The sequence below is a fragment of the Ruminococcus sp. genome, assembly GCF_017549005.1.
In the GTDB taxonomy this organism is placed as follows: Bacteria; Bacillota; Clostridia; order Oscillospirales; family Ruminococcaceae; genus Ruminococcus.
In genome coordinates this window covers 12509-34177 of the sequence record NZ_JAFYYT010000016.1, presented here as the reverse complement: position 1 = coordinate 34177, position 21669 = coordinate 12509, and the positions used below count along the sequence as shown (strand labels likewise).

At 43.3% G+C, this 21669-nt stretch carries 17 protein-coding genes; 11 read left to right on the top strand and 6 right to left on the bottom strand.

All coding sequences use genetic code 11. The features are described 5' to 3' along the window. Nucleotides 1-568 precede the first annotated feature (568 nt). The 4 genes from IKW96_RS05400 to IKW96_RS05385 all read right to left on the bottom strand — a co-directional run bounded on the left by IKW96_RS05400 (nucleotide 569) and on the right by IKW96_RS05385 (nucleotide 6940). The gene (locus IKW96_RS05400; protein WP_296571339.1) at nucleotides 569-3346 is read right to left on the bottom strand and encodes a dockerin type I repeat-containing protein; all 2778 of its coding nucleotides are present in this window, start codon (nucleotides 3344-3346) and stop codon (nucleotides 569-571) included. A gap of 283 nt (nucleotides 3347-3629) precedes the next feature. Next, nucleotides 3630-5120 carry an extracellular solute-binding protein gene (locus tag IKW96_RS05395; RefSeq protein ID WP_296571336.1) on the bottom strand — a complete coding sequence of 497 codons (1491 nt, stop codon included), beginning with the start codon at nucleotides 5118-5120 and terminating at the stop codon, nucleotides 3630-3632. After that, nucleotides 5117-6361: a hypothetical protein gene (locus IKW96_RS05390; RefSeq protein ID WP_296571333.1), complete on the bottom strand. Its 1245-nt coding sequence runs from the start codon at nucleotides 6359-6361 to the stop codon at nucleotides 5117-5119. The genes IKW96_RS05395 and IKW96_RS05390 overlap by 4 nt, the downstream gene beginning before the upstream one ends. Nucleotides 6362-6376: 15 nt before the next feature. After that, complete coding sequence (locus IKW96_RS05385; protein ID WP_296571330.1) at nucleotides 6377-6940, bottom strand: sigma-70 family RNA polymerase sigma factor; 564 nt, start codon at nucleotides 6938-6940, stop codon at nucleotides 6377-6379. Nucleotides 6941-8008: 1068 nt separating this feature from the next. On the opposite strand from IKW96_RS05385, the gene IKW96_RS05380 reads away from it, so the two are divergent. The 5 genes from IKW96_RS05380 to IKW96_RS05360 all read left to right on the top strand — a co-directional run bounded on the left by IKW96_RS05380 (nucleotide 8009) and on the right by IKW96_RS05360 (nucleotide 13045). Next, nucleotides 8009-9490: a YfjI family protein gene (locus IKW96_RS05380; protein WP_296571327.1), complete on the top strand. Its 1482-nt coding sequence runs from the start codon at nucleotides 8009-8011 to the stop codon at nucleotides 9488-9490. A 96-nt stretch (nucleotides 9491-9586) separates the two neighbouring features. After that, entirely contained in the window at nucleotides 9587-9883 is a 297-nt protein-coding gene (locus IKW96_RS05375) for a helix-turn-helix domain-containing protein (protein WP_296571326.1), read from the top strand. Further along, nucleotides 9880-10494: a CHC2 zinc finger domain-containing protein gene (locus IKW96_RS05370; protein ID WP_296571325.1), complete on the top strand. Its 615-nt coding sequence runs from the start codon at nucleotides 9880-9882 to the stop codon at nucleotides 10492-10494. The genes IKW96_RS05375 and IKW96_RS05370 overlap by 4 nt, the downstream gene beginning before the upstream one ends. Nucleotides 10495-10620: 126 nt before the next feature. Further along, a complete protein-coding gene (locus tag IKW96_RS05365) occupies nucleotides 10621-11793 on the top strand; it encodes a plasmid recombination protein (RefSeq protein ID WP_296571321.1) in 1173 nt (390 codons plus the stop codon). Nucleotides 11794-11884: 91 nt separating this feature from the next. After that, nucleotides 11885-13045 (top strand): tyrosine-type recombinase/integrase, encoded by a 1161-nt coding sequence (locus tag IKW96_RS05360; RefSeq protein WP_296571319.1) that lies wholly within the window; start codon nucleotides 11885-11887, stop codon nucleotides 13043-13045. A 130-nt stretch (nucleotides 13046-13175) separates the two neighbouring features. Here the strand turns inward: IKW96_RS05360 and rpsI are convergent, their stop codons facing one another. Together rpsI and rplM are read right to left on the bottom strand one after the other, a co-directional pair. Further along, the gene (rpsI, locus tag IKW96_RS05355) at nucleotides 13176-13577 is read right to left on the bottom strand and encodes a 30S ribosomal protein S9 (RefSeq protein ID WP_296571316.1); all 402 of its coding nucleotides are present in this window, start codon (nucleotides 13575-13577) and stop codon (nucleotides 13176-13178) included. 16 nt (nucleotides 13578-13593) lie between these two features. Further along, nucleotides 13594-14022 (bottom strand): 50S ribosomal protein L13, encoded by a 429-nt coding sequence (gene rplM, locus IKW96_RS05350; protein WP_296571314.1) that lies wholly within the window; start codon nucleotides 14020-14022, stop codon nucleotides 13594-13596. Between the two features lie 481 nt (nucleotides 14023-14503). On the opposite strand from rplM, the gene IKW96_RS05345 reads away from it, so the two are divergent. From IKW96_RS05345 to proS, 6 genes are all read left to right on the top strand, one after another. Then, complete coding sequence (locus tag IKW96_RS05345; protein ID WP_296571312.1) at nucleotides 14504-14743, top strand: hypothetical protein; 240 nt, start codon at nucleotides 14504-14506, stop codon at nucleotides 14741-14743. A 187-nt stretch (nucleotides 14744-14930) separates the two neighbouring features. Next, complete coding sequence (locus IKW96_RS05340) at nucleotides 14931-17045, top strand: endo-1,4-beta-xylanase (protein ID WP_296571309.1); 2115 nt, start codon at nucleotides 14931-14933, stop codon at nucleotides 17043-17045. Nucleotides 17046-17065: 20 nt separating this feature from the next. Then, nucleotides 17066-17599: a hypothetical protein gene (locus IKW96_RS05335; RefSeq protein ID WP_296571307.1), complete on the top strand. Its 534-nt coding sequence runs from the start codon at nucleotides 17066-17068 to the stop codon at nucleotides 17597-17599. Between the two features lie 309 nt (nucleotides 17600-17908). Then, a complete protein-coding gene (locus IKW96_RS05330; protein ID WP_296571302.1) occupies nucleotides 17909-19234 on the top strand; it encodes a hemolysin family protein in 1326 nt (441 codons plus the stop codon). Nucleotides 19235-19274: 40 nt separating this feature from the next. After that, a complete protein-coding gene (locus IKW96_RS05325; RefSeq protein ID WP_296571299.1) occupies nucleotides 19275-19928 on the top strand; it encodes a hypothetical protein in 654 nt (217 codons plus the stop codon). 119 nt (nucleotides 19929-20047) lie between these two features. Next, nucleotides 20048-21493 (top strand): proline--tRNA ligase, encoded by a 1446-nt coding sequence (gene proS, locus IKW96_RS05320; RefSeq protein WP_296571295.1) that lies wholly within the window; start codon nucleotides 20048-20050, stop codon nucleotides 21491-21493. Nucleotides 21494-21669: the final 176 nt, after the last annotated feature.

The following is a 21669-nucleotide window of genomic DNA, read 5'->3' as shown; positions in this document are numbered from 1 at the left end:
AGGTGATGTCAGGCAGGCTCGCTTTTTGCCGAGCAGTCAGCGGCAAGGTGTGGCTCTTGATCCGTGAAGGTGGCTCTCAAGGCGCGGCAACGTGGCTCTGAGAGTCCGTGCAGATGGCTCTGAGGTGACGGCGTATACAATAGGCTTGCGTGAGCAGCTGACAGCTCACGGCAGCTTTACCGACACAAAAAGAAAAGTACCTCTGCATAAGCAAAGGTACTTGTGTTGTCTGATATTCTCCCAGTAGGGATAAAATTATCTCTTTGAGCTAAGCAGTATCGTTTCACTTATTATTACTATTTTTCAGTAAACGCCGAAAACACGATAAAATCTGCAATATAGAGCAATAGCTATAGTTGCAAATTTCAAGTTTTATCGTAATTTAGTTCAACTTTGTTGAACAGAAGTTGAACCAGCGGATTTGGCTATCTCGTCGGTATAGAAACAGGTGCAGTCCCAAAACGGGACTGCACTAAACTTAGGACGCCATATCAAGGCGTTCTTTTTTGGGATGAATAAAACTCAGTAATTATACCGATGCGGTCACATTTTATTACCCGATTTTAGTTTACTCTAAGCCAAGTAGCATTTTCTGAATAGTCTGAGCATCTCCAACAGTCAGACCGTCGCCGTCCATATCTCCGTTGAGTCTGCCAAGTGCGGTAAGATAGTTATATTCCGTGCTGAATTCTCCGTACTTATTTGGATTTGCAAGAGCCTGCATTATAAGCACAGCGTCAGCCATATCAACTCCGCCGTCACAGTTAGCGTCGCCCTTAAGACATTCAGTTTTTTCCGAGACAACGGAGACTTTTTTCACGTTGCCAATCAACAGAATGGGAACGAGATTAAACATACCGCCGTCATATGTGATTTCAAGGCTCATGCCTACTGTTGGCGTAATATCACCTTTAATCTGCTCAATGGACAGTAAGTATCTTTCAGAACAGTTTGAAACAGACTGCAATAGCAGTGATTTTCCGTTTATATCAAGAACTGTTGCTTTTACCTTGTTTGTGTTTCCATTTGTATCATTTTCGCCGCCAGAAGTCTCATGATAAACAAGAGCAAAATCAGGATTGAGCTGAACGTAGTTAAGTGCGGCGAGACGAAGATCTGCGATACTCTCAGTATCCTTTGATATACACCTTATACTGCACTTGCAGTACTTCCTGACATCGGGATCCTCACCCTCAGGAGCGCTCTTGATCACCGTCATAGATGACTCAACATAAACATCGAAATACTCCTTTGGCAGTCCGAGAGATTTCCTGACCTTTTCCCTGTCCCATACGATATCGCTGTCTTTGAACAGCTTATCCCTATCGTTCATATCTGTTACATGAGATACAAGCTCGTGATCGGTGAGATTTATCATGTAATTTTCGGGATAAAGCAACACCGTCATAGAATCATTTGCAGCGCTTTTTCCTGTTCTCTGCGGATAAACATGATACTTTTCGGTATCGGTGAGACCTTTTTCTTTAAATACATTTCTGACCTCATCTTCGGTCATATTATATATCTCGTCAAAGGTATATCCTAAATCAGGCAGCTCATAATCTGTATTTTCAGCAATGAAAGCTTCCACATCGCCTGTAAGTACGTCAACGCTGATTTTTTCATTATAGCGGCAAAGCTGAACTTGGTCGGGAGCTCTGTCAACAGCCCCGCTTACAAAGAGATAATAGCCTTCATCAATTTCGTATATGTACGCAAGCATATCGAAAGGAGTTCCGCACTTTCTGCCGCTGTAGGCTTCAAAGTCAGCCCACGTAAGCTCGCCGTCTTTTTTTGACAGAGCAACTACATCGTCCAGTGTCATCTGTTTGGGGCGCTTTTGATCTGCCAATACACTCTTTTTAATATACAGCTTGATTTCTTTTGGCTCGGAAGATAAATAATCAAATGTTGTTTCCGGTATTTTTTCAGCGTCAACTGTATATTGCGTATTAAAAAACATCATGCTATAGTTCAGGGTATAGCTGTAATTTGTTTCGGCTTGTTCAATTACATGAGGATTGCTTTGACCAATATTCCATTCATCTATCTGTATCGTTCCTCCGAACTGCCCTTCTTTGGGGAAGTCCAAAGGAGTTTTAAAAAAGGAAACAGAGGTAATGTCATTTTCATCATTATACAGCTCACCTGTTTCTTCGTCGATAACCGACACGGTGATAGTTCCGTATTCAGGTTTTATTTCAATAGGTTGTTTCTCCATATATATCGTTAAATTCTTAGTATCTTCACCCTCGTCAAACTTAAATGACCTATAATCGTATATTCTGTAGTAATAACCATCATATCTCATGAAGTCATTATCATAGGTGATAAAGAATTTATTGTTTTTTGGTACATTTTTTATTGTGTATGGATTATTTCCTGAAGCGTCCCATCTATCATCGAGCATTGTCAAATTATCATCGGCCATCATCAAACCAAACTTGCTGTGCTCTTTGAAAAGTTCATTGGTCTCTTTGTCAATAACAGTCACCGTTACTGTTCCGTATTCTGATGTATCAGGCTCAGGCACCTGAGTATCGACTTTCTGATTCTCCCATATGTATTTTTTCATATAGATCTTTACTTCTTTGGGTTCCGGGCTTGAATAAATAAAATCATTATCTGATTTTTCTTCGTCTATCACATAAGTAAATCCGTCATGTTCTATTCCAATATGACTTATATGATACATATAATTTCCTGCAACAACATTTTCAAATGTATGCGGATTGCTTTGTGCTGTATTCCAGCTTCCCGTAATAAAAGTTCCACCAAAAAAAACGCTCATGTCAGAAGTTGAAGTTTTTGAACTTTCTTCTTTCGGAGCATAGTTCGTTATGTATGAACGGTACATTTCAAAATTTGATTTTCCACCTGCTCTGTCTTCTGTAAACAATTCGTTGGTTTCTTCGTCAATGACAGTCACCGTTATAGTTCCATACTCAACTTTATTTTTAATTGGGCGCTTCTGCATATATACCGTTACATTTTGAGTATCATTACCTTCTTCAAATTGAAAGAACACGTTGGGCTTACAATCGCTTATTTCATAATAATATCCGTCATATACCATGCCGTCAGGGTCGTATGTAATAAAGTATGAACCGTGTAGAGGTACGTTTTTTACGGTATAGGGATTGCTTACCGAGGCGTCCCATTTGTCATCTACCATTGTCATACCGAATTTACCGGGTTCTTTGAACAGTTCATTGGTTTCTTCGTCAATAACTGTCACAACGACCTCACCGTATTCATAAATATTAAATGCATGAGTACAGGGACTGACCATAAATGATGCAGTCATTACGGCTGACATAATTAATGACAGTATTCGCTTTTTCATAAAAAACACTCCTTTATTTATTGATACCCGATTCCCTTTCTGTATTTATCTCATTTCTTTTTCGCACCTTAATCACGTACACTTTATCACCTGTCTTAATAATACTAAATATTTACCGAAAAATCAAGAATTTTACATTAAAATTATAATTTGTTATAGACATTAATATGTTTTAACGATAAAGCCTGTTATGGAACTCCTCATAGGTGTTGCAGTTTTGGCAACACCTTGATTCAGAATAGCTCATATTCGATGCAGACGCCCTAAATCAGGGCGTCATTATTTAATATCTCTCACTTACCCAAAGCGAAGCGCGGTTCTGTATCATATCAATTGCAGAGTCAACGCTCTGACCGCCGCCGAGACAGGTAAGCACCTCATCGTTCACTATCCACCAAAGCTCTCTGTCAATTCTTGTATCCCAGCGGTCAATGGAATTGACATAGTTCTCGATGAACTCGCAGTCCTTCTCGTCAAGTTTAAGCTTATCTATCGTTATCTCGTGGCCTTGAGCATACTCGGGCTCTTCTGAATCATACATACCGCTGATAATATTTTCAGCTATCTTTTTTCGGGCGGCATTATTTATGCAGAAGCCGAGATCAGTCGAGTAGTATATCTTTTTCTCGCCTTTGTCGTCAAGATACTCATTACCAATAACTCCGTTTTCGGTCTGGAATTCCTCAGTATAGAACTGACGTATAAACTTCCATGCCGCCTCCTGTTTCTCATCGGAAGAGGCTGCGCTTATTGACCAGCCGGGATAGTCTGTGGAAAGATATGCACCGCTGCCGTCAGAGGTCGGGTAGCCCACAAGAGTATAATCGCCGTCGCGCAGACGGTACTGCTTCTGCTCGTAGGTCTGATAGTTTGTCTCATTGTAGATAGCATCGCTTACACTTTTTATCCAATATTTACCTGTTAACCTTGGAGCAGTATAGTCATAATCAGCCTTCTGACCGTTGTTGCTCGGGAACTGTTTGCAGAACTCCAGCATCTTTCTGAAATCCTCCGAATCAAAGCTCACCTTTATGTTTTTCTCGTCAACAAATGAGGGAAGATTCTCACGGAGAAGATTATAGAATATGTACTCGGCACAGTTTGAGCCCTCTATGGTTGAACCCTCAGGCATAGAGTTCCAATGGTCAATGAATTCGCCGATAGTCCAGTTTTGCTTGGTGCCGCCGTATTCGCTTTTGCTGATAATGGTGTGTACATCATAGTACTGAGGAATACTGTACAGTTTGCCGTCCAATTCGTTAAGTTCAAGGATATGCTTATCGAGAGCAGAGGTATTCACTTCGGGATCGTTCTCCATGAATTTATAGAGATCGGCGAAAGCGCCCTTCTGCTTCAGGAGCTCATATTTTGCACTGTCACCGAAGGTACCGCCGCCGATTATGTCAGGACCGCCGTCTTTCATTATCATCTGTATGGTATTAAAATCAATATTTGATATTTCTTCATCTGTATAACCGTGAATGATGCCGTCCTCATCATAACGGCTTGACATATATTCTGTTTCGATACGGCAGCCGTTGTCGGCGTTGTTGAAATCGTCTATCGCCTTGATCAGTCCCTCATCCTCGGGCTCGCTCAATAGTCCCAGTGTTATGACGATATCCTCTTTGTTGACAGCATTTTCCTGTGCAGCTGTGCCTGTACCGTCAGAATGCACTTTTTCAGCAGATGATGAGCTGCTACCTGTCTTGTTCGAACAGCCTGTGAATATAGTACAGGCTGTCAAAGCCAAAGTCATTAATTTCTTTTTCATTTTACTATTTTCTCTCTTTCTGCCTCATAGTTGACAAATCTAAATTCATCAATAACAGTTTTCAGATCAGTATCATAAACATTCAAAACAAGATGTGCGGGATCGGGGTAACTAAATATTTCATTGGTTATAATGAAACCTGTCCTTTCATTATATCCTACCACAGCTGCTGTTACCGTGAGATTGTTTCCCGAATCATATGATGAAAGAGACTCCGAACGCACATAATCCGCCAAATCCCTGACCTCCACATCATCGTCAAAGGCGATATTCCTCATAAGCATAACGTGCTGATATTCTCCCGACAGAAAGGAATCAAAATATTTCAGTATAACTCCTGTTTTATTATCGACACAAAGCCAATAGCTTAAAATATCGTGCTCATCAGCATATACTTCCTTATTATCACCGGTGATAATGGTGCATTCTCTGTCAAGATATATTTCTGTTCCCGATATCTCCCAGTTTTCGGAGTTTTTTATCAACTCCAGCACTGACAGGCGCGGCATCAGAGCAGTAGATACATAAGGAAGATTTGTTACATCGGAATAACGAGCAGGATTGTCGTTTGTATCGGTCATTTCGCTTCGTTTTGTAGCATAGCCGTACATTTCGGTCGTTTTGTTTAAAGTATCGACCTTATAAATTTTATTACCGTCGCAATAGGTGAACAGTTCATTTTCCCTGATATAGTTGTCATTGTCAAAAAGTACTTTAACTTTCTCTGAATTACTATATGAAAGTGATTTTTCAAGGTCGGATTCAAAATCAATAATTAGGGAATCTGTTGAATTCTCTGTACTTAGTACAAGCTCTCCTGATACCTTGTCATAGTAGTAAATACTATTAAGCATCTTCTGATAAATACCTTCTTTAGTTGTGATGTCAATTTCAGGTGGTATAACCTTTGTAGATTCTTCGACGGAATGGTACTGGTTTGTGGAACTTTCGCCCGGAGCACTGAAACGACTCAGAGAATAAAAAGTACCTGAGATACCCAAAACTGTCGCGGCTAGTGAGGCTGTAACAGCTGCGGCTTTATGCCATTTAGGACGACGGTATATATCCATGCCCCGCACTATATCAACGTACTGGTAATTATCCGCACTACCGTTTTTTTTGGATATCATAATGTATATTTTTTCACGTTCCTTAATGCCAGCCGCAGGATAGCGTTCAGCCAGCGTGTTTAAAAAATCATTGTCCGCATTCTGAAACATTCTTTTAATCTTGCTTTTCATACTTACCTACTCCTTTCATATTGTGATATTCCTGTCATTAAACATCTTTTTCAGTTTCCGCAGTGCTTTAATGCTTCGTATTCTTATCGAAACAGGCGCAAGTGGTACAATCTGTGATATTTCTCTTGAATTGCGGTTGTAAAAGTATTTCTGTATTATTATTGTAGCGTCAGGTTCGCCAAGACCGTCAATAAGTTCAAGCAGTATTCGCCGTATCTCATTATTTTCAGTTCTTTTTTGAACATCATCTGCAGCAGAAAACGTTTCCTCTGAGTCATCATCAATAGAAACAGAAACAGGCAATCTTGAAAGCCTGCGAAAATAATCAGTTGCCTTTCTGTATGCTATCTTTCCAATAAAGCCTTTAATATCGCCTGTGATAAACATATCCAAATCGTAGGAGTAGAAAACATCAATAAAAACATCGCTGACACATTCATCAATATCTTCACGCTGCCCACAGCTTCCCAGACGATTTTGGACTATCACATATACATAATTAAAGTATTCGTTAAAAACAGCTCTCTGAGCTTTGGTTGTGTCTGTTTTTAATAGCAGACGATATTCACGATGTGTCATTTTCCTCCTCCTTTCATTTATAGTTGACGATACAAATTAATATTTCTATATTATACTATCATATTTAAATGTTACTTTCAACCGTATAATGAATTCATTCATAATGAATATTCGATAAAAGAAACGTAAGTGTTGTATTCAAACATGTAATTTTATAATTTAACATTTGATTTGCTAAGATTTACTAAAGTCCCACTAAGAATAGTACGTTTATATTAATTCATTTTTTTCAGATGATGCTATAGTTCATTGCAAAACTGAAGAAGAAGCAAAGCTGACTTTGCAAAAACTACAAAGAAGGTTTAGCGAATATAGATGAGGTCTCGTTTCGTTACCCGATATTATTATGAAACAAAAACGCATAACCCCCTCATTTTTTCGGCTTTAAAAGTAGAGGAAAAAAATTGCAGGATAAATCTGCTAAAAAGTCTCACATATTTTCAAGCATGGATTTGTACAAAAGAGAGAAATTTCTTAAAAAGTACCCTTTTTTGAAAAATAAAAGTTGTCCACTTCTTGATTTTTTACCTTTAAATAGTGAGGGATAAAAATTCATCACGGAACATTTTTTTTAAAAGACGCATAACCCTGTCATTTTTTTACCTTTAAAATTGTAGGAATAAAATTCAAGAATTAAAACTGCAAAAAAGTACCGCATATTTTTAAGCTCTGATTTGTACAAAAGAGAGAAATATTTGAAAACAGACCATTTTTTCAAAAATTAATTCGTGCAACTTGCTGTATTTTCGGCTTTAAAAGTGAGGGTTAATTACAGCGAACTGAAAATGTTTCAGATAGGAGGGTATCAACTTGCTTGTTTTTTACCTTTAAAAGTAGAGAGTGTTCTGTTGATATAGGGATACATCTGATGCATTAAAAAGCACGTTGATGATGATAAGCTGAGTCGTCGTTTTGCCGACTCAGGTCAGAAGCGTATTATGTATATCATAAACGAGTCTGCTTCAACCCGAACACATACGCACAATAAACACTTTAAGCACTATAGCACTTGAAAAGATATACATAAAAGCGCTTTTAAATCTATTCAGAAAGGATGATGATGATGAATTGGGCAACGAGATCCAGTGGGTAAAGCCTACACCATTAAAAGGGAACAGAGCAAATATGATAGAGTTTCCGACAACAGCTCTGCCGCCTGTATTGAGAGATATGGCATGCGCCGTTGCTGAGACTACATCAACAGATGTATCAATGGCTGCTACGGCGATACTTTCTATGATAAGTTACTGCTTTTCAGGTCAGTACCGTATCGCAGGAAAGAAGGATCATAATGAACCGCTTGTGATTGACAGTCTTATCGTTGCAGAAGCTAGCTTCAAGAAGTCGCCTGTAATGAAACTCATATCACAGCCGTATCAGGAATTTGTAAGGGAGTACAATGAGGAAAATAAGGAGATGATACTGGAGAATAAAGCAAAGAAGAAGGTGCTCACAAACAAACTGTCAGCGCTGGAGAAGAATCCGGATGCCGATACAAAGGAGATGTCAAGGCTTTCAATGGAGCTGAGTAATATTACCAATGCGGATTTCCGCCGTATAATAGTCGATGATATTACGCCTGAATCTCTTGTCAGACAGCTGTCTGTAAACGGAACGCTTATGATGATGTCTGATGAGGCTGGCTCTCTCGGGAACTTCAACGGCAGATACAACACCGGCAGTGCACCAAACCTTGATTTGCTTCTTAAATCGTGGAATGGAGAAACCTTCATTAGCGACCGTATTACCCGTGAGAGTATTATTCTCTACAAGCCCTATGTTTCAATATGCCTTGCCTGTCAGCCTTATGTCTGGGATAACATGATAGGAAATATGGCATTCAGGGGAAGCGGTTTTCTCGCTCGTCTTGTTTACTGTTTCCCTAAAGACCTGAGAGGTATGCGGAAATATGATACCGAACCTATTCCCGACGAACTTGCTGAAAAGTATAAACGCCTGATATACGCTTTGCTGAGTTATAAATTCAGGCGCTTTGAGCTCGGACAGACGGATGAAAGCTTTATTTTCCTTGATGATAAGGCAAAAGAAGAATATGTATTCCTGCATGATAAGTTTGTGGAACAGCAGCTTCTCACAGATATGGCATTCTGTGCCGACTGGGGAGGCAAGTTTCACGGACTGGTGTTAAGGATATGCGGTATCCTGCACTGTATAAAAGCAGTGCTGAACGGTGAGAAGCCGGATGAAGTCAGGGTATCCCATGATACCATGTGCAACGCTATCGAGATAGGTCATTATTTCCGATTACAGGCGATATACGCTTATGGACTTGGAGATGCCGATAATCAGACAATACAGACAGAGCGTATCCTCGCAAAGGTCAGATCTAAGAATATTTCCGAGATCAGGCAGAACGATCTTTACAGGATATGTCGGTGCAGGCTCTTTAAAAATGCACAGGAGTTTTCTGAGGCGATAGCAGTACTTGAAGAATACGGCTATCTGAAAAGCGAGATCGCTCCTGCGCAGAACGGCTGTAACAGAAGCGGCATTACTCTCCGCTTCAATCCAAACATTTACGCACGATAAACACTTTAAGCACAATAGACCTATAGTGTCTATTGTGTCTAAAATGCTTAAAGTTCACACTGATAAAATCACACAAAATTCGAAAGGAGAATGTTAATGTTAACAAGAGAACAGAAGGAATCAATGCTTGATCAGGTACTGGAGATCATGACGGCTATCGCATACGATGAGCCTGTTGAAAGAGTTCCTGCACCAAATGAATCAAAGTCTGAAAAGATAAAGATGCTCACTATAAAGGAATGTACTGAGCTTATCGAAGGACTTTCTGAGCATACAGTCCGTAAGCTCGTGGCTCAGAATAAGATCAAATATATCCGCACAGGTGAGGGTGTCCGTGGTAAGATACTCATTAATAAAGCAGATCTTATGAAATATTTCCAGAACTGCGCTTGACAGTATTTGAGCAGATAAGGTCTGCAGTCGATATGAAAACTGTAGCGGAGAGATATGGGCTTGATGTAAACCGAAGTGGGATGACACTGTGTCCTTTCCATAACGAACGTACTCCCTCTGCAAAAATATATCATGATAGTTTTCATTGCTTTGGCTGTGGAGAGCATGCTGATGTTATCGGGTTCACACAGAAAATGTTCAGTCTGAACAAACCTATAGATGCAGCAAAAAAACTCAATGATGATTATGGTCTGAACATCGAAATAGGTAAAGCTCCGACTGAGGCTGAGGTGACAGAATATCAGAAACGTGCAGATGAAAAAAGAGCTTATGAAGAATGGGAGAAACAGGCATGGAAAATACTGAACGATTATTATTGGCTGATGCGTGACTGGAGAGCATTAGCTCCGAAGTCACCTGATGAAGAATGTGATAAGCGTTTCATATATTCACTGCACCATCTCGATATTGCAGAGCATCTTTGTATGGAGTTCATAAACTGCGATAAAGATGGTCGACTTTCGATGATGGATACAGTTGCTGAGATATCAGCTTTGGCAGACACGATCTCCGTATCGTGGACCGATAAAAGCCTCGCAGAGCCCCGTTAGCATTTTTGATGGACTGTTAAGGCTGTCAAAAGTGCTATGGGGTTACTGGCGGCATACCGCAAGTAAAAACAGCGCCCTGCGCTGTTCATTCGCCCTTGTCAGACGTGATGAAGGAGGAGATGATCCATGAGCGAAAAATCCATCTCGATGTGTCAGGGTAAAGGCAGCCTGTCACATAACAATCGGGATTTCACTGCCAGGAATATCGACAAGTCCAGAACGGCTGACAACGTAGTATTTGTTTGTCAGGATCTGGGCGAAACCTACAGGAAGCTCTTTGACGGAGCGATAGAAAGGTATAACGCTCATCAGAAAAGAAACGACCGAAAGATATCCGATTACTTCGAACATCTTTTCAGTCGTAAACCAAGTAAGAGTGTTATTACAGGAGCTAATAAGCAAAAGAGCTTCTATGAGGATCTGGTTCAGATAGGAACCAGGGACGATACGGGAGTTGATTCAGCGGATGCTGAAACAGCAAAAGAATGTCTGCGTGAATACATGGAAGGTTTTCAGGAAAGGAATCCGAACCTTCATGTATTTAATGCAGTGATGCATCTTGATGAAGCTACACCGCATCTTCACATTGACTATATCCCTGTCGGACATTTCAGCAGAGGACTTGATACCAGAAATGCTATGGCGAAGGCACTCGAAGAAATGGGACATGGTACAGGAGCAAATGCTATCAATCGCTGGAGGCTTAGTGAGTGGGATGTACTTCATGACATCTGTACTGCTCATGGTATCGAGATATCAGCACCGAAGAAGTCAAGAGGCTACAGCTATACTGTTCAGGAATACGGTGAGCATCAGGACAGGATCAATACTCTTAATGCAGAGATAGAGAAGCTGACAGCTGAATGTGACGAGACAGCAGCTGAGTTTGAAAAACTTTCAAAGAAGAAAGTAAGTATCGGTGAGATCGAGAATATCGAAGCCAGAGAATCTGTATTCGGAAAGAAAGTTACGCTCTCCAAGGCAGACTATGACAGGCTCAGTGATACAGCCAAGAAATATGTGGCTATGGAGAAGAACATCAGTAAGCTCAGAAATGAGCGTGATACTGCCGTTCAGGAACTTGAAACCATGAAACAGCAGTTTGATGCACTTTCATCGGAATATGCAGATTACAGAAAGGACAGAGAAAGCATCAGAACAAAAATCAAAAGTCTGGGGCGTGAGGAACAGCTCACTAATGATCTGAAAAAGGCAAGGACATTCATAACTGCCCGTGGCTTATCAGACGATTTTGAACGCTTTAGATTGGGTAAAACAAGAATTAAAGAGTTAGAGTAAAAGATGAAAAGATATGGCATATCTTGACATAACTAGAGAAGTACGTTACAATAAGGATGCGAGATATGCCATAGTCCGTAAAGGAGGTCATATGGCAAATATTACAAACAGAAACGGAAAGTTTCTCATAAGAGTTTTTACGGGTCGTGACATTAGCGGAAAACAGCTCTTTAAGTCCACAACCTATGTTCCGCCGAATGGAACATCACAGAAAAAGGCAGAAAAGATGGCTCAGGAGTATGCTTTTGAATTTGAAAGGCACTGTAAGGGATATGCTCAGTTAAATGAGAATATGCGTTTTTCAGAGTTGGCTGAATGGTATTTTGAGAATTATGCTCCAGAAGAATTGAAGCCGACTACTATTCTGAACTATAAAAGTCAGTACAGAAATCATATCGCACCAATTCTCGGCAACAAGAAGCTCAAAGACATCACCACACCGATGCTGACAGGATTTCTGAAAGTGCTTAGCAAAGATCATCATTTAAATGCAACCTCGGTAAGAAAGGTCTATATTGTTGTACAAAGCATATATCGCAGAGCATTACAGCAGGGCTTTGCCAGAGAGAATCCTTGTCAAAATGTGATAATTCCTAAAAAGAAAGACACAGGAAAACGCTATTCTCTGTCCGAGGAGGAGACAAAGCGATTTCTTCACCTTATCCGTGACAAATCTTGGGACGAAGATGTGAAGCGTATCCTGATATTTCTGTTATTCACTGGTATGAGAATCGGAGAATGCCTTGGATTAGCGTGGGATGATATTGATTTTGAAAAGAAAACGATATTTATTCACCATACACTGTCCCATGTTGACGGTGAATATTACCTTGATTCACCCAAAACCAAAAGCAGTATTCGTTTGATTGCAATGAATTCAACAGTAGAAAAATACCTGAGGGAGCAACAAACCTATGTCGAGCAGTTAAAAGTATCACTTGGGAACAAGTATGCTCACCCTGAAATGGTTTTTCCTTCCGGTTTGGGCAATTATCGTGACCGCGGTTCTGTTTACCACTCTCTGAAGCGCATGACTAAAGGCTCAGAATTTGAAGATATGACTTTGCATAAGCTGAGGCACTGCAATGCTACACTTTTACTGAACAGTGGTGTAGACTTGAAAGTAATCTCGGAACACCTTGGTCATTGCGATATTGGCGTTACTGCGAATATCTACGCTGATGTGCTTCAAAAGCAGAAGATATGCCTTGCTAGCACGATTAATGATAAGCTTTCCGATGAACTTATATGAACAAAAAACCTCTCTGTCGGTTTCGCGACAAAGAGGTTTGATTTCAAAGTATTTAGTTGAACAATCTGTTGAACAAATTCGTAAGTGGTTCTCGTAAATACCGTAATATAGGCGTTTCTGAAAAAATCTGTTAACGCTTTGAGAACTGAGGAGCACGACGTGCAGCCTTGAGACCGTACTTCTTTCTCTCCTTCATTCTTGGGTCACGGGTAAGGAATCCAGCCTTCTTGAGGGTAGGACGGAGCTCGGGATCGAATTCGAGAAGAGCTCTTGAAACGCCGTGTCTGATAGCGCCAGCCTGACCTGTAACGCCGCCGCCTGCAACAGTGCAAACGATATCGAACTTCTCAACATTATCTGTGAGAGCGAGGGGCTGACGAACGATGAGCTTGAGAGTCTCAAGACCGAAGTAATCGTCGATGCCTCTGCCGTTGATAGTAACATTACCTGAACCGGGGTAGATTCTTACTCTTGCTACGGAGTGCTTTCTTCTGCCTGTGCCGTAGAAGTATTTAACCTTTGATTCGTACATTTAAAAGCACCTCCTATTAAAGCTCGTAAGCAACAGGCTTCTGAGCCTCCTGCTTGTGGTTAGCGTCCTTGTAGGTTCTGAGTCTCTTGAGCTGAGCTCTGCCGAGGCTGTTGTTGGGAAGCATTCCGTTAACAGCGATCATCATAGCTCTGTCAGCCTGCTGAGCCATCATATCCTTGTAGGAAATGGACTTAAGGCCGCCGATCCAGCCTGTGTGCCAGTAGTACTTCTTCTGCTCGAGCTTTCTGCCTGTGAGAACAGCCTTAGCGCAGTTGATAACGATAACGTGGTCTCCGCAATCAACGTTGGGAGTGAAAGTAGGCTTGTGCTTGCCTCTGAGGATGTGAGCAGCCTTAGCAGCAACTCTACCGAGGGGCTTGCCCTCAGCGTCGAGGATATACCAAGTACGGCTTACTTCAGCGGGTTTTGCCAGTGTAGTTGACATAATATTTTCCTCCTGTAATAAATTTCGGACGGAAAGCGAATTCGGAAACAAGAGGCAGAGCCTCTGTGAGAAGCTAAAGGACCTGCCTCTTGCTTCCCGAAAAAACGCCTTTTCCTCCGCAGTGCAAGATTAATTATACACGATAGGAGCTCCGATGTCAAGAGGTTTTCACGAATTTTTTTAATATATACTCTGTTTTCTCTTGAAATCTCTCACTTATACTCCTTTTCTCTCTCTTTCTTGCGTTTCATTTCAGCTTATTGAGTTAGAAAAACGGGGAGTAATTTCAATTAATTGTGTGCAATTTTACAAGGCTGCATGGCGGATAACATCTCTATGCATAAGCTGGAAATTATTTTTGTGCAAAACTGCCTTTGAATTTTTCTTCAAAATATGCTAAAATACAATAAAGAACGTGTAGCAATCCCTGCGTAAGTCCGGTTTTTTGCTGCACGTTTTATTTTTTTGGAGGTGCATTTAAATGAAAAGAATCAAAGAGGCTTGTATCTGTCAGACCTTGCATTTTTTGCTGAAAGAGGACGCTCCCCGCGACTATGCGGCAAGGCTTGTCAGGGAGGAGATAGGGAAGTACAAGGCTTCACTTGAAAAAGCAAGGACAAAGTATAAGATAGTTGAGGAAACGGAACAGGCTGACGGATCGGTAATAATGAAGATCATCAAGCAGTACAGTACTTCTCCTGTTGGCAGGTACCTTGACTGATACGGATACAGGAAAGGGGCGGATATTATCCGCCCCTGTTTTTTGAACTGAACAAACTGACCATTTTTACACATATTATATATGCACGCTAACCATTTATTGCTCTTTACTCACAGGCTGCATTGACATATGTGCATAATCGTGTTACAATATAGACACAAAAATTTATTTTTTGGAGGAATTAACTATGAGAGGAAAAAACTTCAAGAAGCTTATAGCTGGCGTTATGAGTGCAGCAATGACGCTTTCAGCTTCGGCTTCGGCTGTTCACGCGGTAGCACCCGCACAGATACAGCTCAACGGCATCACAACTGCATCATCAGAAGGCAAAGTAGTTTACGAGTGCGGATTCGAGAGCGAGGCTGACCTCGAGCACTGGTCAAACAGAGGCGGCGACGATAAAACAGTAGTTGCTATCTCAAAGGACGCTGCAAAGAGCGGCGAAAGCGGACTTTCCGCTACCGAGAGAGGCGACACATGGCACGGTCCCGCATTCCGCATGGACGGCTTCCTTGAGCCTGACACACAGTACTACTTCTCCTGCTCGGTAAGAGGAGAATGGTACACCAACACCACACTCAGCTTCCAGTTCAGCGTTGACGGAGACACCTCATACTCCAACCTCAAGCAGAACATTCAGGCAACCAGCGGCGGCGGAAACGGCTGGGCTGAGATAAAGAATGTTCCTATCAGCTATTCAGAGGGCATGGAAGGCGTATACGTATACTTCGAGGGCGGCCAGGAGTCCATATTCATCGACGACGTAAAGATCACAGAAGCTCCCCGTGTGGAGATTGAGAGCGATCAGCCTTCACTCAGCGAGATATACAAGGACAAGTTCAAGATAGGAACTGCCCTTTCACCTGAGGATATGTCCTCACAGCCATTCATGGATCTTCTCCAGAAGCACTTCGGCGAGAGCATCACAGTCGGCAACCAGATGAAGCCCGACTATGTTCTCAACAAGGCCAAGACCCTTGCATACTTCGAGGAGACAGGCGACGACGAGACTCCTCAGATAAGCTTCTCACAGGCAAAGCCTGTTCTCAACTATGCAAGAAAGTACGGTATCCCTGTAAGAGTCCACACTCTTGTATGGCACAGCCAGACTCCTGAGTGGTTCTTCAAGGAGGACTACGACGAGAAGAAGGACTACGTTTCTCCCGACAAGATGAAGAAGCGTATGGAAAACTACATCAAGAGCTACTTCACAACTCTCACAGAGCTCTATCCTGACGTAAACTTCTATGCCTGCGACGTTGTTAACGAGGCATGGACAGACGACGGAAAGCCCCGTGAGGCAGGTCACTGCAGCCAGTCCAACAACTACGGCGCTTCTGACTGGGTCGCTGTATTCGGTGACAACTCATTCATCGACTATGCATTCGAGTATGCAAGACAGTATGCTCCCAAGGGCTGCAAGCTCTACTACAACGACTATAACGAATATATGACAGGCAAGCTCGACGCTGTATGCGAAATGGCTGAGAGACTTAAGAAGGCAGGCAATATCGACGGTATCGGTATGCAGTCTCACCTTGACGTAAGACAGAGCCTTGACGCTGCATTCCCGTCACTCGGTATGTACGAGAGTGCACTCAAGAAGTACACAAGCCTCGGTCTCGACGTTCAGATCACAGAGCTCGACGCTACAGTACAGGAGCACTCAGGCGACAAGTATTTCGACGTACAGGCTAAGTACTACAAGGGCCTCTTCGACCTCTATGAGAAGTACGCTGACAAGATCTCGGCAGTTATCTTCTGGGGAATCACAGACCCCAAGAGCTGGAGAGCTTCACAGAATCCGCTCATATTCGACAAGGACTTCATGGCTAAGCCTGCATTCAAGTCGATAGTTGACGGCAAGACAGCTTCTGACCCTGTAAGAACTACTATCGCAGGCGATAACAAGGTAACAACAACTACCACAACTTCTGCGACAACAACGACAACTACTACCACCACAACAACTACAGAGGAAAAGAAAACGACCACTACAACTACAACAACAGATGACAAGACAACTTCTACAACCACAACTACAATAGTAACAGGTCAGCTTCCTGTTACATTGGCAGGAGACGCTAACTGTGACGGACAGATCGACATGGGTGACGCAGTTCTCATCATGCAGAGCCTTGCTAACCCCAACAAGTACGGCGTAGGCGGTACAGACGAGCACTGTCTCACAGTACAGGGCAGAGAAAATGCTGATGTTGACAAGACAAGCGAGGGTGTTACTTCAAATGACGCTCTCCGTATTCAGGAATACCTCCTCGGCAAGATAAAGAGTTTTTTCTGATAGAGGCCGACACATTTCTGATGACTCCGTCTGACGAAGATGTGCCGCTGTTCCTCGGGAAGCTTGAGGATAAGACAGGAATTGACGCTGATGACGGGTGTTACAATGTTACTCCGCCTGAAATAAAGGAAAAGTACGGATTTGAGATATTCAAGTTCGACAAGAGCTGTAAAAGCTTCCTTCTGTACAATGACAAGATATACACTCTCGGCGAAAGCTTTGGCGGTCTGGGAGCAGTATCCTTTGCCGTTGCCGATGTAAACGGCGACAATGCAGCGGAGCTTTACTACATGTATTCATGGGGGGCGGGCGAACATCGTTCACATATCGGTTATTTTGATTCTGCCGAAGAAAAGATAACGGATATTGATTACACCTGCTGGAACAGCGATATGGTTTTCGGCATCAATGAAGTTGACGGAAAACTTGCATTTTATACTGCTTCGGTAAAGCAGGGCGCTTCGTTCGTGGATATCGGGCTTGAGCCTGTGGATATGCGCGGAGTTATAACCTGCGAATCAGGCAAAATAATCCCAATTTTCAGAATGGCATGATATTTGTTATTAAGGCTGCACCTATGGTGCAGCCTTTTCTTGCAATAACTGAAAAAGCCCCTGTAGGCTAATGGTACGGAACGCAGTTCCGTTCACTTGACAAAAACGCAATAATACGTTATAATAAAAATACTATACAAAAAAGGAGATGAAAGCAGCAATGGACGGTGCCCCTGACGGCAGTAATCCTGATAATACAAGGTTCTTCGTTGAATATAAGATATCAAGGCATGGTCTGCATTATCGTTTGTGTTGACTGTGCCTTTACAAGGTTAAAGAGAAATATTATATTTACGGAGGATATGCATAATGATAGGGCAGATAATTCTGCAGATTATACTTATAGCGCTTAATGCGCTCTTTGCGTGTACCGAGGTGGCTGTGATATCCATAAGCGATGTCCGACTGGAAAAGCTTGCGGCGAGCGGCAACAAAAAAGCCGTGAAGCTCAAAAAGCTGACAGATACGCCCACACGCTTCCTTGCTACCATACAGGTGGCGATAACACTGGCAGGCTTCATAGGAGCCGCCTTTGCAGCCGACAGCTTTTCCGAGCTGCTCACGTCTGCGCTGACAAAGACAGGCACGGGCATTCCTGCGGCTGTGATAAAGAAGGTATCGGTAGTTCTCATCACCCTGATACTTTCCTATTTTACACTTGTTTTCGGCGAGCTGGTACCAAAGCGCTTCGCCATGAAGGACCCCGAGAAGATAGCTCTTGCCATGAGCGGTATGATATGCTTTGTATCGAAGCTCTTTGCGCCGCTGGTATGGCTCCTCAATGTGACGGCAAACGGCATACTCAGGCTCATGGGCATTGACCCCGAGAGCGACGATGACGCCGTTACAGAGGAAGAGATACTCATGATGTCCGACGCAGGAGCCGAAAAGGGTACTATCGACGAGGACGAGAACCGCATTATCAAGAACATCTTCGCCTTTGACGACACAACCGCCGAGCAGGTCTGTACGCACAGAACGGACGTTGATGTGCTGTGGAGCGACGACGATGTAAGCGTGTGGGAGGAAACTATCCACCGTACAAGGCACTCCTCGTTCCCGATATGCGGCGAAAGCGTGGACAACGTCATCGGCGTGCTCAACGCCAAGGACTACTTCCGCCTTGACGACAAGAGCAAGGACAGTATCATGGCTTCGGCAGTCCATGAGCCCTGTTTCGTTCACGAGAATATGAAAGCGGACCGCCTCTTCGATCAGATGAAGCAGCGCGGCGCAGACCATTTTGCAATAGTAGTCGATGAATACGGCGGAATGAGCGGTATCATCACTATCACCGACCTTGTTGAGGAGCTTGTGGGCGATTTTGCCGACGACCCCGAGGACGAGCCCGCAGCAAGACTTGAAAAGACAGGCGAGAATGTATGGACGGTACCTGGTATAAGCTCTCTCAGCGACGTATGCGAGGAGCTCGACGTGGTGCTTCCTGCTGACAAATACGAGACCTTCGGCGGCTACGTCATTGCCGAGCTCGGGGAGATACCGAAGGACGGCTCGCAGCTTTCCCTTGACGCAGGGGGGCTTCATATAGAGATAATCGAAGTCAAACACCACCGCATAGAAGTATGCCGCGTGGAGAAGCTTGCTGAGGAAAAAGAAGAAGAAAAAGAGGAATAAGGAGCGATAAGCGCAAAAAAATCGTTAAGGAGTAATAATTATGGCTATTTTCAGCAAAAAATCAAGCGAGAAATCAGTTATATGGGGAGCTTTATTCTTTATCGTGATAACCATTGCAGGCATTGTAATGGGTATAAAGGGACTTACAGGCGATAAGGTGTCTCTCAGTGAGGCATTTGCCAACGGTCTTGACGGCGGCGAGATAGTAAGCGGCGTACCCGAATACGGTGCCGACCACTACGCATTGAAGGTAAAGCATACTGTAAGAGGTATCCCTGTCGGAAATGATTACTACTTCTACATAGCCAATGAGAACGAAGACAGCGTTCTTGTTGTCCGCGCTCCAAAGGATTTCGGCAAGAACTTCGACGGAGAATTCAAGAATACAAAGAATGTAAGGATAAAGGGAAAAGTCAAGAGAATGGATTACAAGGTAAGAAGCTCTCTCAGCAGCGACAGCGTATACGGCGGAGATCACTACATCGACCTCCTCAGCAACCGTATGGCTTTACTCTGCCTTATCGGCGGAGTTGTGGGCGTTCTTACGATCATACTCTTCATATTGGTGAACATGAAGAAAAAGAACGACGATTTCTTCAGTGAAACAACTGCCTCAAAGGTGCTGAACGGTGTAATGGCAGGAGGTTTCCTTATCGTTGCGGTACTGACCATATACGTTCTGGCGCATATGTAACGGATTGACAACGTTACGGAGAGATGATATAATAAATGTGTACGCAATAACCGCCGTCAGGCGGTTATTGCCCTGATTCTGTTCAGAAAGTGAAATACTAAAGAAAGAGGTCATAATATATGGCAAAGGATAAAAAGCTGGTATCTGAGATAACCTCAATGGACGAGGATTTTGCTCAGTGGTATACCGATATCTGCAAAAAGGCAGAGCTTATTGAATATACAAGCGTAAAGGGCTGTATGGTAATACGCCCCTACGGTTATGCGATATGGGAGAATATGCAGCATATACTTGACACTGAATTCAAGAGGCTGGGACATGAGAATGTTTGTATGCCTATGTTTATCCCGGAGAGCCTTCTTCAGAAGGAAAAGGATCACGTTGAGGGCTTTGCTCCCGAGGTTGCATGGGTAACTCACGGCGGAAACGAGAAGCTTGAGGACAGACTCTGCGTCCGTCCTACTTCAGAGACTCTTTTCTGCGAGCACTACGCTAATATAGTTCATTCCTACCGCGACCTCCCCAAGCTCTACAACCAGTGGGTAAGCGTTGTACGCTGGGAAAAGACCACACGTCCTTTCCTCCGTTCAAGAGAGTTCCTGTGGCAGGAGGGTCATACTATCCACGCTACAGCTGAGGAGGCTATCGAGGAAACAGAGCGTATGCTCAACGTTTACGCTGATTTCTGCGAAAAGTCACTTGCTATGCCTGTTATCAAGGGCAAAAAGACCGAGAGCGACAAGTTCGCAGGAGCAGTTTCCACCTATGCTATCGAAGCTCTCATGCACGACGGCAAGGCTTTGCAAGCAGGTACTTCCCACTATTTCGGCGACGGCTTTGCAAAGGCATTCGGCATTGAGTATACAGACAAGGAAAACAAGAGAGTAAATCCGCACCAGACAAGCTGGGGCGTTACAACGCGTCTTATCGGTGCAGTCATCATGACTCACGGCGACAACAGCGGACTCGTTCTGCCGCCTGCTGTAGCTCCCGTACAGGCAGTTATCGTGCCTATCGCACAGCACAAGGAGGGCGTTCTCGACAAGGCAGGCGAGCTCCTCAGCGAGCTCAGTGCCGCTGGTATCAGGGTTAAGCTTGACGACAGCGAGAATTCACCGGGTTGGAAGTTCGCAGAGTACGAGATGAAGGGCGTACCTGTACGTATAGAGATAGGACCTCGTGATATCGAGGAAAACCAGTGCATCGTTGCTGTACGTTACAGCGGCGAGAAGAAGACCGTATCACTTGGCGACCTTGCGGTATATGTAAAGGCTCTCCTCGAAAAGGAGATACCCGAGGGCATGTTCAATAAGGCTGCTGAGAACCGTGCAAACAGAACTTACGCCTGCACGACCATTGACGAGATAAACAAGGCTCTCAACGAAAAGGGCGACGGCTTTGTAAAGGCAATGTGGTGCGGCGAAGAAGCCTGCGAGGACGAGGTCAAGGAAAAGACAGGCGTAGGCTCAAGATGTATCCCCTTCGAGCAGGAACAGCTCAGCGACAAGTGCGTATGCTGCGGCAAGCCTGCAAAGTGCATGGTATACTGGGGCAAGGCGTATTAATAAGCCTTTAGCCCTTAGCCATTAGCAGAGCTAAGAGCTAAGATTTGTAGGGGCGGCCATTGGTCGTCCGCAAGCAATTTTTACTTCAAATAACCAACTGTAGGGGGCGCCGTCCTCGGCGTCCCGTATAAACGCATTTATTCTGTAGGGCGCATACAGCGCCCTTTTTTAAAACA